The sequence below is a fragment of the Gallaecimonas pentaromativorans genome (genome assembly GCF_003751625.1).
Taxonomy (GTDB): domain Bacteria; phylum Pseudomonadota; class Gammaproteobacteria; order Enterobacterales; family Gallaecimonadaceae; genus Gallaecimonas; species Gallaecimonas pentaromativorans.
Window position 1 is genome coordinate 347,235 of the sequence record NZ_RJUL01000003.1, and the last position, 12,001, is coordinate 359,235.

The window sequence follows — 12,001 nt, forward strand, 5'->3', positions numbered from 1 at the left end:
CTAATTAAGCTGAGTTAGAGGCAATGGTCTTCATTGCCAGAAAACTTGTCAACACAAGTCTAAAAAGGCGGCCATCTGGCCCAGGTGCTTATCCAGGTCAGTAAAGGCATGGTCGCCGCCGGCTTCAATGGTCTGGCGCGCCCCTTGGTAGTGGTCGCGGGCCTGGCGCCAGTCGAGTACTTCATCCCCTTCTTTTTGCAACAGCCACAATCGCTCGGGGTGGCTGAGCACCGGTACAAAAAGGGCCAACAATTCGGCCATGTGCCGGTGGCTAACCTCAAAGGTTTCGCCGGTATAGGGGTTGACCTGGGGGCCGAGGTAATCGGCAAGCAGCTCAAAGGGCCGGACCGCCGGGTTCACCAGCACCGCTTTAAGACCATGGCGCTCGGCAAGATAGGTGGCATAAAAGCCGCCGAGGGAGCTGCCAATCAGGGCCTTGGGGCCGGGGTGGGCAGCGATGTCGGCGTCCAACAGGGCCATGGCGCTGGCCGGGGCAAAATGCAGGGTTGGCAACACCAGCTCAGTGCCGGGGCAATGTTTGGTTACATAATGGCTCACCACCCGAGCCTTGTCGGACTGGGGCGAAGAGTTGAAGCCGTGCAGGTAATAGAGCCGCATCAGTAGCCGCTGGCGTGTTTGTCCACCGCAAACTGCTCTGGCGCCACCCGCAGCACCCGGGTTTCAATGTTGCCGTCTGGCAGCAACTTGAGCTGGCGACAGCCTGGCCCTAGGGCGTCCACGGCAAAATCCTGGCTGTTGGGCATGAACTGCACACAGGTCGAAGGGGTAGCCAGCAGCCGGACATCTCCGGCCAGGCGGTCCACTTCCTGGTGGATGTGGCCAAAGAGTACGGCCTTGGCCTTGGGCAATTTCGCCATACGCGCCAGCAACGCCTCGCCGTTTTTCAGCTGGTGCTGGTCAAGCCAGGTCGAGCCGCAGGGCAAGGGGTGATGGTGCACCACCACCAGGGTGTGCAGGTCGTCGTTGGCCGCTTCGTCAATCAAGGCCAGTTCGGCGTCGGTCAACCAGCCGCTCACCTTGCCTGGGTCATGGGAATTGAGCAACAACACTTGCCAGTGCTTACTGCGCAAACGTTTTACGGGCTCGCCAAAAACAGCGTTCATGGCGGCAGGGTCGTCATGGTTGCCGGGAATAGCAAACCAGGGACGGCCAGCCAGTGCGTCTTTAAGCAACTGATAGGTTTGCGGCTGGTGATCCTGCGCCAGATCGCCGGTCAACAACCAGGCGTCAGCCCCCTCATCCAACAACTGCTGAGCCGCAGCAAAACTCTGCCAGGTGGGAATGCCCATCAGGGCGCCACTGTCGTCTTTAAAAAGATGGGGATCGGTCAGAACCCAAAAGCTCAGGATGTCCTTTTCAGGAACGAGGGTCTGCAGGTTCAAGTAAGGCCTCTATTGCAAGCTGGCAAGAAAATCTGAACTGCTCCTCCCGTCCTTGAGACACAGCTTGAGCCACTCGGTAAGAAACAGATTAACCTGCATTTTTTCGTCAGGGAGATGCATCTTATCATTGGGGTATGGGTAGCGGGGTGCCAGGCGTGAAAAGTGCTGGCTTGCGCACACTTCAGCCATCCGTACATCGTGGTAGAGACGCACCATCATCAGCGCCTTCAAATAATGCGGCAGCCCGCCCTGCTGTTCGATAGAGATGGTGGAGGTGTAAGGGAAATCTTCGTCCAGGCGCAGCCGATAACGCTGGCTGTGGCCAACCTGGTAGGACACGCTGTCACCCACGTTATTGAGCCGCCGCGCCAGCTTCATCAGCGCCGCATAGTTGTGCTCGCAGGTGGTGTGCAAGGCCCGCAAACTGGGCCGGTAGCCTTTCTTCTTTACCGCCATAAGGCGCGCAGTTCCTCAACATGGAGCGCCAGCCATTGCAGTCCTATGACACTGGCGGCGTTGTCTATTTGGCCTTGCTCCAACATGGCCAGGGCTTGTTGCCGGGGCAGGCGGCAAACGGCGATGTCTTCGCCTTCGTCATCCAGACCATGAATGCCTTGCGCCTTACTGGCGTCGACTTCCACGGCAAAGATATGCAAACGCTCGGTAGTCCCGCCTGGCGAGGCCAGGTAACTCAGCACCGGCTTGACGCGGCCGACGGTCAATCCCGATTCCTCGGCGGTTTCCCGCACCGCCACTTCTTCTGGCGACTCCCCTTCCTCTATGATCCCAGCCACCAGTTCGTAGAGCCAGGGGTCCTGGGATGTTGCCATGGCGCCAATGCGAAACTGGCGCAGCAGCACCACTTCGTCGGTGCGGGGATCGTAAGGCAGTGCCACGGCAGCATGACCCCGTTCGAACACTTCACGGGTCAGCCAAGGGCTCCAGCCGCCGTCGAATTTCCGGTGGCGCAAAACGTAGCGCATCATGGTAAAAAAGCCCCGGTAAAGCGGCTGTTTTTCCTTTATTTCGACATCGGCTGCGGTGAAATTCTGGTGCATGTGATCCCTCGTTCAGGCCGGCAGTTTGCGCGCTCCGCAACGAACTGTGATGCGAGTAACACATTGTTACCCGCAACCGTGCCCAATTTATAATCTGTTACACTTGCGACTTGATGTGAAATCAGTCCCTTAATTACTGTTCCAGCCATTGTCGCCGTTGCGGACATGAGGAAGCAAACGAATGAAGCGTACCCTTTTGAGTCTACTGGTCAGTGCCGGTTTTGTAGCACAAGCTCAGGCTGTAAATCTGGTAGAAGTGTATCAGCAGGCTCTGCAACATGACCCGGTATTGCAACAGGCCGATGCCCAGCGCAAAGTGGCCATGTCCGGGGTGGACATCAGCAAAGCCGATCTGTTGCCGCAGTTGACTGGTCAGCTCGATTATCAGTTCCAACCCAAATACGAATCCGTGACCAGCTCGGCCGATGCTAACGGTAACCTGGCCATGGTCAAACAAAAAGGCGACACCAAGTCCTGGGGCGCCACCCTGAACCTGCAACAGTTGATTTTCGACCGTGGTGTGTGGGTCAAGCTGGACCAAGCCGAAAAGACCGCTGCCCAGACTGAAGTCAGCTACGGCTCTGCCCGCCAGGACCTTATCAACCGTGTGGCCAACGCCTATTTTACCGTGCTGCAAGCCCAGGACACCCTGGCCTTCCGTAAAGCCGAGCAAAAAGCCATCGAGCGTCAGCTGGAGCAAACCAAGCAGCGTTTTGCCGTGGGCCTGACCGCCATCACCGATGTGCACGAAGCCCAGGCGCAATACGATGCCTCCGTTGCCAACGTGATCAACGCCCAGAACACCCTGGACAACAGCTACGAAGGCCTGACCGAGATCACCGGTGTTAACTACACCAACCTGGACGTGCTCAACACCAACAAGTTTGACCCCAACCTGCCACAGGGTGCGGTCAACGATTGGGTGAAACGCGCCGAGGACAACAACCTCAGCCTGCAAGCCCAGCGCATGAGCGTGGATATAGCCCGCGACCAAATCAAATATGCCCAGTCCGGCCACTACCCCACCGTCAACCTGACCGGCAGCTACGGCACCAGCAAGACCGACGTCAACCTGGACGAGCCGGTTAACCGCGACTTGGACCAGCCGTCACTGAACAATGCCAGCATCGGCATCGGTGTCAGCGTACCTATCTTCTCCGGTTTCCGTACCTCCAGCCAGGTCGAACAGGCCCAGAGCCAGTTCCTGATCAGCTCCGAGGAACTGGAGCGTATCCACCGCCAAGTGGTGCGTAACGTGCGCAACACCTACAACAACGTCAAAGCCAGCCTGTCGTCGGTAAAAGCCTACGAGCAGTCGGTCATTTCCAGCCAGTCTGCGCTGGAAGCCACCGAAGCCGGTTTTGAAGTGGGTACTCGTACCATCGTTGACGTACTCAACTCCAACCAGAACCTGTATCAGGCCAAACAGCAGCTGGCCCAGGCCCGCTACAACTTTATCCTGAACAACCTGGCCCTGAAGCAGTACGACGGCACCCTGGCCGATTCCGATCTGGACATGATCAACCGCATCCTGAGCCCGGCCGCCGAAGCGCCCAAGCCGCAATAACGGTTGCTTGAAAAGAAAAGGCCCTCAGATGAGGGCCTTTTTTATGCTAGCAGTTCGAGGCTGCGGCGGATGGCGCCGCTGTTGGCCTCCAGCACCTTGAGCCCAGCCTGGCCGGCGGCCTGGCGCTTGGCAGGGTCTGCAAAAAGGGCGGCAAGGGCCGGGGCCAGCTCGTTGGCGCTCACCACCTGGCAATTGCCGGCTGCCACCAGGGCGTCGGTGATGTCCTTGAAGTTAAAATACACCGGGCCGGTCAGGGTAGGCAGGGCAAAGGCCGCCGGCTCCAACAGGTTATGGCCGCCAACATTGACAAAAGAGCCCGCCACCACCGCCACCTGGGCGGCGGCCAGCAGGGTCATCATCTCGCCCATGGTGTCACAAAGATACACAGCGGTTGCCAGGCCAACCGGCTGCTCGCGGCTGCGCCGGGCCGCCTGCCAGTCTTGGCGCTCAAGGAGCTTAGCCACCTCATCAAAACGTTGCGGATGACGGGGCACCAACAGCAACAAGGCCTCGGGATACTGCTCCCGAAGGGCCTTGTGAGCGGCCAGCATCAGGGTGTCTTCCCCCTGGTGGGTAGAGGCCGCTATCCACACCGGCCGCTCGCCAAACCCTTCGGCGAGGGCCTGCCCGGCAGCGCGCTGCTCGTGGCTGACCTCCAAATCGAATTTCACCGAGCCGGTAACCGTCAGTTTGCTGGCTGGCAGGCCCAAGGCTTTAAAGCGCGCCGCCTCTTCAGCGGTTTGCGCCAGCACCTTATCCAGGCCCAGCATTAGGCCACGGGAGAGCCCTGCAAAACGGCGGTAGCGCTTGGCAGAGCTGGCCGACAAGCGGGCATTGACTAGCTTGACCGGGATATCACGGCGGCGGCAAAAGGCCAGCCAGTTAGGCCACAGCTCGGTCTCCATCACCCACAAGGCTTTGGGTTTAACCCGGCGAAAGAACAGCCACACGCAGGGCCAGAAATCATAAGGGGCATAGCAGTGAACGAGCTTGTCGCCAAAGGCGGCCTTGAGGCGGTCATAACCGGTGCGGGAGCTGGTGGTGAGCAGCAGCCGCGCCTTGGGGTATTGCAACCGCCAGGCCTTGATAAGGGCGATGGCGGCCATGGACTCGCCGACACTGACCGCGTGCACCCACAGGTCTACCTCGCCGATGCGCGGCCCAAAACCGAAGTGCTCAAAGGCGCGCCCTGCAAAATCCGGCTTACGCCCTGGCCAATACAGCCAGAGCACAATCAGCGGAAACAGGCATAGCAAAGCGAGGTTATAAAGGAAACGGCTCATTTGCTTTTAATGCGGTTGATGATGGCGGTGGTGGACACCCCGTCTTCAAACCCCAGCACCCGAACCTCGCCGCCGTTGGCAATCACTTCCTTACCACCGGCGATATCTTCCGGCTTGTAATCGCCGCCTTTGACCAAAAGATTGGGCAGCACTCGGGCGATAAGCCGCTGGGGGGTGTCTTCGCCGAAATCCACCACCCAGTCTACGGCGCCAAGGGCCGCCAACACCGCCATACGCCGCTCCAGGTTGTTGACCGGCCGGCCGTCGCCTTTGAGGCGGCGCACCGAGTCGTCGTTGTTGACCGCCACGATCAGCCGGTCGCCCTGGGCTCTGGCCTGCTGCAAGTAACTAACATGGCCGGCGTGAAGGATGTCAAAGCAGCCGTTGGTCATCACCACTTTTTCGCCGCGGCGCTGGGCATCGCGCACCGCCAGCACCAGTTGGTCTTCGCTCAGGGCGCCAAAGCCCAATTCGCGCTCCTGGCCCAAGATGGCGGCCAGCTCAACGGTGGAAACGGTGGAGGTACCCACTTTGCCCACCACAATACCGGCGGCAAGGTTGGCCAGGGCGCAAGATTCGGCCAGGGTGCAACCGGCAGAAAGGGCCGAGGCCAAGGTGGAGATCACGGTATCTCCGGCGCCGGTTACATCGAACACTTCCTTGGCGGTAGCCGGCAGATGCACCGGCGCCTGGCCTTTTTGCAGCAAGGTCATGCCGTGCTCGGAGCGAGTGACCAGCATGGCCTCCAGTTCAAAACGCTCGATAAGCTCCAGCCCTTTACTGACCAGGGTGTCTTCGTCAGCGCAGTGCCCCACCACCGCTTCAAACTCGCTGAGGTTGGGGGTGAGCAAGGTGGCGCCGCGGTAGCGGCCAAAATCGGTGCCTTTAGGGTCGACCAACACCGGCTTGCCGGCCAGCCGCGCTTCACTTATCAGATGCTCAACATCAGCCAAGGCGCCTTTGGCGTAATCGGACAGCACCACCACATCGCACTGGCCTAGGGCTTTGGCGAAAGGGGCGCGCAGCAGGGCGGCGTTTTCGGCGCTAAAGGCGTCTTCAAAATCGAGACGCAGCAGCTGCTGGTGGCGCGACAGCACCCGCAGCTTGGTGATGGTGGGGTGGGTGTCTACCGTTACCAGTTCGCTCTGTACCCCAACACCAGCCAGGCTGTCTTTGAGGGTCTGGGCCGGCTCGTCGTTACCCACTAGCCCTTGCAACAGGGTTTTGCCCCCCAGGGCCGCCACGTTCAGGGCCACGTTGGCAGCGCCACCGGGCCTGTCTTCACGCTGTTCTACCTTCACCACCGGCACCGGCGCTTCCGGGGAGATGCGCTTGGTGGCGCCATGCCAATAGCGGTCCAGCATCACATCACCGACCACCAGCACTTTGGCCTTTTCGAAAGCGGGCAAATTCAGTTTCATTGGGGGCTTGCTTCCTCTGACTCAGTTGGCGGCGATCTTACCATAGCAATTGCCCCCTACAGAGCCTTCCGCTTTGGGGTAAACTTGCCGCCTGTTGCTCGAAGGAAGGAGGCTCAGCCCTTGGCAATCAACAAAATCGAAGCCCCGCGTTTTTCCGCCCGGCTGCTCCATCCCCGCTACTGGCTTACCTGGCTGGGGGTGATAGTGATGTACCTGCTGTCCTGGCTGCCCTACCGGCTGCAGGTTGCCCTGGGTAAGGGCCTTGGCCGCCTTTTGGGAAAAATCTTGAAAAAGCGGGCGCGCATTGCCAAGCGCAACTTAGCGCTGTGCTTTCCCGAGCAAAGCGAAGACGAGCGCCAGCGGCTGCTGGTAGCCAACTTCGAGGCAACCGGGGTGGCGATGCTGGAAACCGGCATGGCCTGGTGGTGGCCCCAGTGGCGCATTAAAAAGCACATGCAGGTGGAGAACTTCCAATACGTGCAAGAAGTGCTGGACCGGGGCCAGGGCGTGATCCTGATGGCCATGCACTTTGTGACCCTGGAGATAGGCGCCCGGATGTTCGGCACCTTGCAGCCGGGGGTGGGCTTTTATCGCCCCCACAACAACGCGCTGATGGAGTACCTGCAATACCACGGCCGGGTGCGCTCCAATAAATACCTGGTGGACAAGCGCGATGTGCGCGGCATGGTTCAGGCCCTTCGCCAGGGCGATGTGGTGTGGTACGCCCCCGACCAGGACTACGGCCGCCGCCGCGCCGTGTTCGTGCCCTTTTTCGCGGTGCCGGACGCCGCCACCGTTACCGCCACCTCCATGTTTGCCAAACAGGGCAAGGCCAAAGTGGTGCCCTTCGTGCAGACCCGCCTGGCAGACGGCTCCGGCTACAAGCTGAGCTTCTCCCCGGCCCTTAATACCCTGCCAAGCGGCGACGAGGTGCAAGACACCAAGCTGGTGAACCATATCGTGGCCCGGGAGATTTTAAAGCAGCCGGAGCAATACATGTGGGTGCACCGGCGCTTTAAAACCCGCCCCAACGAGGACGACCCCTCCTACTACTGAGCCTCGCCCATTGTCTTATCCCAGAGCGCGCCCACAAAGGCGCGCTCTTCGCTAAAGCAGCTGTCTTCTACCAATCGGCCGCCTTCGTCCAGGCTCTGGCGATGCTGCTGTTGGCGAAGCGCCACGTAAATCTCGGCCAGGCGCTCGGCAGTGGCGTCATCTATCACTTGGCTTTGGCTGAGGGCCTCGAGCTGGCGGATGTTGTCGCTGTAGCGCAGCAGCGCCGGCTCGGCGCTCGCCAACAACCAGTACTGCACCAAAAACTCGATATCGGTAATGCCGCCCCTGCCCTGCTTGAGGTCAAAAAGGCCCTTGCCGGATTTATCCAGGTGGCCGCGCATCTTCTGGCGCATGGCCCGCACTTCTTCTTTGAGGGCTTGCGCGTCCCGCGCCTTGCCAAGGGCCTTGAGGCGAATACCGGCAAAACGCTCGCGAAGGGCGCTATCCCCCAGCACTGGCCGGGCCCTGACCAGCGCCTGATGCTCCCAAAGCCAGGCTTCGTTGAGCTGGTAATCTTCAAAGCTCTCCATGGTGCTCACCAACAATCCCGAGGCCCCCGAGGGGCGCAGCCGCATGTCGATTTCGTAGAGCACGCCGCTTAAGGTGCGGGCGGTGAGCCAGTGGCTGAGCCGCTGTACCAACTTAAAGAAGAACTCTTTGACGGTGATGGCCCTTGGCCCCGGGGTTTCGCTGTCGGCCTGCTCGGCGCCAAGGTCGGTTAAAAACACGATATCCAGATCCGAGCTGTAGCCCAGTTCTAGGCCGCCGAGCTTACCGTAGGCCACCACCAAGATACCGGGGTGCTCCGGGCTCAGCCCCGGCGGCTCGCCGTGGCGTTTAACCAAGTCTTGCCAGGCCAGGGGCAGACAAGCGGCCAACAGGGTTTCGGCCAGGATGCTCAAGTGATCGCTCACCTTCATCAACGGCAGCACCCCGGTGACATCGGCGGCGGCAATGCGCAGGGTTTGCGCCGCCTTGAACTGGCGCAGCGCCTCCATCTGCCCTTCCAAGTCCCCCGGCTCGATGCGCAGCATAAAGCGGCGCAGCTCTGAGCCGTAATCTTCCAGGGCCAGCGGCGCATAGAGGTGGCGCGGGTCGATAAGCTCGTCCAGCAAGATGGGCATCTGGGTGAGGCTGTCGCTGATAAAAGCGGACTCCCCCATCAGCTTAATAAGCTGGGCCCGGGCGCCGGGGTTTTCCACCAGCAGCTCCAGGTAGGCGGTGCGGCTGGCGATTTGTTCGAGCAGCTTGCCAAGGCGGCTTAGGGTGCGCACCCCTTGGGGTTGGTCTTTTAGGCCCAGCAGCAGTTGGGGCAGCAGTTTTTCGAGCTGTTTGCGGCCCCGCTCGCCCATGCTGCGCTTTTCAAGGCTGTCTTTGAGCGACACAAAAACAGTGGCCAGGGCCTCGGGCTCGGCCAGGCCCTCTTCGCTCAGGCTGCCGGCCACCTCGTCTACCGACCAGTCGGCCTCCATCAAGGAGCGCAGGCCGCCGGGGAGGTCGTCCTCGGGGTTGTCTTCGCTCACCACCTCCCGAAACAGGCTGTGCACCAGTTGCAGGTGGTGCTCAAGGCGGGCCATAAAGACGCCAAAACTGCCAAAGCCCTGCATGGCGGCAAGGCGGGCCTGGTTGAGAGCATCGTCTGGCAGGGTCTGGGTTTGCTCGTCGTTGATGGCTTGCAGGTTGTTCTCGCTGGTGCGAAGGAACAGATAAGCCTCGGCCAGCGCTTGGGCCTCAGTCTCGCTCATCACCCCCAGCCCCGGCAGCATGGCCAGGGCTGCCAGCAACGAAGGCGTACGCAGTTTGGGCTCGCGGCCGCCACGAATCAGCTGGAACACCTGCACCAGGAATTCCACCTCCCGGATCCCGCCCTGCCCCAGCTTGATGTTGCCCTTAAGGCCGCGGCGCCGCACTTCGGCCTCGATAAGCCGCTTCATATCGCGCAGCGAATGGATGGCCGAGTAGTCGAGGTAACGGCGATAGACAAAGGGCCGCAGCAGCTGCGACAGCTCCTCTTCATAGCCAAAGCCGCCGCCCATCAACCGCCCTTTGACCATGGCGTAGCGTTCCCACTCGCGGCCCTGGGACTGGTAGTAATCTTCCAGCGCGTCAAAGGACATCACCAGCGGCCCCGAATCACCAAAGGGGCGCAGGCGCATATCCACCCGGTAGACAAAGCCGTCGGTGGTGACCGCATCCAAAAGCGCGATCAGCCGCTGGCCAAGGCGGGCAAAAAACTCGTGGTTGTCTATCTCTTTGCGCCCGCCTTCGGTGACCCCGCTGCGGGGGTAGATGAAGATAAGGTCGATATCGGAAGAAAAGTTCAGCTCGCCGCCGCCCAGCTTGCCCATGCCCAGCACCAGCAGCGGCACCGCCTTGCCTTCGCTGTCCCGCGGGGTGCCCCGGCTTTGGCAAAGGTCTTGATACGCCCAGTTGCGGGCACAATCGATAAGCCCCTCAGCAAGCTTTGACAGCGCCGCCAGCCGCGCCTGTTCGCTGATGTCCTGGTTGGCCCCCAACAGCGCCAAAGCGCAGAGATAGCGGTGGCGAAAAAGCCGCAGCTCACGCTGCACCACCGATTCATTGGCACCTTCGTCCAAAGGCGGTTGCCAGGGGCCGTCCGCCAGGCTTTGCTCACTTTGGGCCAGCAGCCAGGGCAGCCAGTCGGGGTGGCGCAGCAGCTGGCTGAGCAAGAAGTCGGAACAGGCCAGGCCCTGGCGCAACCGCTCCAGGCGCGCCTCGTCCAGCCCTTCCAGGCAATGGGGGTGACGTTCGATAAGGTTGGTCAGGGCTTTGTCGGCCTGGCCGGTCAGGAGGTGCTCGGTAGACATATTATGTCAAATTTGGTAGACAAAGGACCTCAAGAGCATAAAACCCAAAGGCCCCTCTGTGCCAGCACCGCAGCCCGTTACCACCGATATTATCGCGCGCCACCTCAACGGCTTAGGCCGCGCCAGCCACACCGGCTACAGTTTTGACTGCCTGCCCATCAGTGGCGAGGTAGAGGTGTTGCAAATCGTGGTGCAGGGCCGCGAAGAGCTGCCGGTATTTTTGTCGGTGGCCGACGATCAAGTGCTGGTAATGAGCTTTTTGTGGGACGAAAGCGAAGTGCTGGCCGAGCGGCGCCTGGCCATGCTGGAGACCATGCTCGAGCTCAATATCCCCATGCCGCTGTCCGCTTTTGCCAAGATGGGCGAGCGCTTCGTGATCTTCGGGGCGCTGTCGGTGCATTCAAGCCTTTTTGATATCGAGCACGAGCTGGTGGTGCTGTCGGACAACACCCTGGACATCCTCGATGACATGAGCCACTTCCTGGAGGCGGTATGACGCTTTTAAAGGATCTGCTGGCCAGCGACATCAAGGGCGACGCCAAAAGCCTTAACCTGCAATTGGAAGACACCCGCCAGCGCCTGGCGCAGCTGCAAGACCAGGCTCCCCATTGGCAAGCCCGCCTGGACACCATCGCCAGCGACCACGCCCAGTGCCAGCAGGCGGCAGTGGAGCAGGAAGCGGCCCTTCGCGCGGTGCTGGCCAAAGGCGATATGGAAGCGGCCCAGCGCGGCGCCGAGCTGCTGGCCAACCTGGAAAACCAGTTATTGCTTATCGCCAGCCGCCGCCAGGCCATTGAAGAAGAACAGCGCCTTTACCGGCAATTGGAGCGGCAACTGGTGGACCTTCGCCGCCAGCTCAGCCTGGTAAGCGCCGCCCGGGAACTGGCCCGCATGCAGCACACCCTGGACCCGCTCCTTAAACGCCAGGGCACCAGCACAAAGGCTGCCCTCAAGGCCATTCGCCAGCGCGAAGCCCGCACCGATGCCGAGGCCAAAGTACCGGCCCCCAGCTCTGCCGCTACGGTATTGGCCCGACTCAAGGGATTGCCTGATGAGTAAGAAGCTGGAGCAAAAATGGGCCTCGTCCATTGCCGCCATGAAAGCGGTGCAGGTGGCCTTTGATCTGGACAGTAAGCTCCAGTACGCCATTCGCCTGGCCGCCCTTGAAGAAGGCCTGAGCCCGTCGGACCAAATTCGCGCCATGCTTGATCTCCCAGTCACCACCCGCCCCAAACGGCCTCGCCTGACCGTGACCTTAAGCGGCGACGACTACCTGCGCCTTGGCGAGCGTTACGGGCTGCTGCCGGACGATCAATTGGAAATTAAGAAAAGGGTCATGCAAGAATTGGCCGAACAGGCAGATGCGTTACTAAAGGACGACTAGC

Annotated in this window: 12 protein-coding genes; 5 read left to right on the forward strand and 7 right to left on the reverse strand. The window is 60.7% G+C overall.

All coding sequences use genetic code 11. The features are described 5' to 3' along the window. Window positions 1–48 precede the first annotated feature (48 nt). From EDC28_RS07205 to nudF, 4 genes are read right to left on the reverse strand one after another with little or no spacing between them, the layout of a single operon-like run. Entirely contained in the window at window positions 49–618 is a 570-nt protein-coding gene (locus EDC28_RS07205; protein WP_170164056.1) for a YqiA/YcfP family alpha/beta fold hydrolase, read from the reverse strand. Then, on the reverse strand, window positions 618–1,403 hold the full coding sequence (cpdA, locus tag EDC28_RS07210; RefSeq protein ID WP_123421127.1) for a 3',5'-cyclic-AMP phosphodiesterase: 786 nt from the start codon (window positions 1,401–1,403) through the stop codon (window positions 618–620). Before cpdA ends, EDC28_RS07205 begins: the two co-directional genes overlap by 1 nt. 9 nt (window positions 1,404–1,412) lie before the next feature. Continuing rightward, window positions 1,413–1,859, reverse strand: coding sequence for a DUF1249 domain-containing protein (locus EDC28_RS07215; protein ID WP_050657165.1), 447 nt, complete (start codon window positions 1,857–1,859; stop codon window positions 1,413–1,415). Then, a complete protein-coding gene (nudF, locus tag EDC28_RS07220) occupies window positions 1,850–2,461 on the reverse strand; it encodes an ADP-ribose diphosphatase (RefSeq protein WP_123421128.1) in 612 nt (203 codons plus the stop codon). Before nudF ends, EDC28_RS07215 begins: the two co-directional genes overlap by 10 nt. 181 nt (window positions 2,462–2,642) lie before the next feature. Here nudF and tolC point away from each other — a divergent pair, with 181 nt between their 5' ends. Further along, window positions 2,643–4,028 carry an outer membrane channel protein TolC gene (gene tolC / locus EDC28_RS07225; protein WP_050657163.1) on the forward strand — a complete coding sequence of 462 codons (1,386 nt, stop codon included), beginning with the start codon at window positions 2,643–2,645 and terminating at the stop codon, window positions 4,026–4,028. A gap of 41 nt (window positions 4,029–4,069) precedes the next feature. On the opposite strand, the gene waaA is transcribed toward tolC, so the two are convergent. Next, window positions 4,070–5,311, reverse strand: coding sequence for a lipid IV(A) 3-deoxy-D-manno-octulosonic acid transferase (gene waaA / locus EDC28_RS07230; RefSeq protein WP_123421129.1), 1,242 nt, complete (start codon window positions 5,309–5,311; stop codon window positions 4,070–4,072). Continuing rightward, window positions 5,308–6,732 carry a bifunctional D-glycero-beta-D-manno-heptose-7-phosphate kinase/D-glycero-beta-D-manno-heptose 1-phosphate adenylyltransferase HldE gene (gene hldE, locus EDC28_RS07235; protein WP_050657161.1) on the reverse strand — a complete coding sequence of 475 codons (1,425 nt, stop codon included), beginning with the start codon at window positions 6,730–6,732 and terminating at the stop codon, window positions 5,308–5,310. The genes waaA and hldE overlap by 4 nt, the downstream gene beginning before the upstream one ends. 120 nt (window positions 6,733–6,852) lie before the next feature. On the opposite strand from hldE, the gene lpxL reads away from it, so the two are divergent. Then, a complete protein-coding gene (gene lpxL / locus EDC28_RS07240; RefSeq protein ID WP_123421130.1) occupies window positions 6,853–7,788 on the forward strand; it encodes an LpxL/LpxP family Kdo(2)-lipid IV(A) lauroyl/palmitoleoyl acyltransferase in 936 nt (311 codons plus the stop codon). Here the strand turns inward: lpxL and glnE are convergent. Further along, entirely contained in the window at window positions 7,782–10,616 is a 2,835-nt protein-coding gene (glnE, locus tag EDC28_RS07245) for a bifunctional [glutamate--ammonia ligase]-adenylyl-L-tyrosine phosphorylase/[glutamate--ammonia-ligase] adenylyltransferase (protein WP_123421131.1), read from the reverse strand. The genes lpxL and glnE overlap by 7 nt on opposite strands. A 58-nt stretch (window positions 10,617–10,674) precedes the next feature. Here glnE and EDC28_RS07250 point away from each other — a divergent pair, with 58 nt between their 5' ends. The 3 genes from EDC28_RS07250 to EDC28_RS07260 are packed head-to-tail and all read left to right on the forward strand — an operon-like array spanning window position 10,675 to window position 12,000. Next, a complete protein-coding gene (locus tag EDC28_RS07250; RefSeq protein ID WP_123421132.1) occupies window positions 10,675–11,112 on the forward strand; it encodes a YjfI family protein in 438 nt (145 codons plus the stop codon). Continuing rightward, the gene (locus EDC28_RS07255) at window positions 11,109–11,675 is read left to right on the forward strand and encodes a hypothetical protein (RefSeq protein ID WP_123421133.1); all 567 of its coding nucleotides are present in this window, start codon (window positions 11,109–11,111) and stop codon (window positions 11,673–11,675) included. The genes EDC28_RS07250 and EDC28_RS07255 overlap by 4 nt, the downstream gene beginning before the upstream one ends. Continuing rightward, entirely contained in the window at window positions 11,668–12,000 is a 333-nt protein-coding gene (locus tag EDC28_RS07260) for a hypothetical protein (protein WP_050657157.1), read from the forward strand. The genes EDC28_RS07255 and EDC28_RS07260 overlap by 8 nt, the downstream gene beginning before the upstream one ends. Window position 12,001 lies beyond the last annotated feature (1 nt).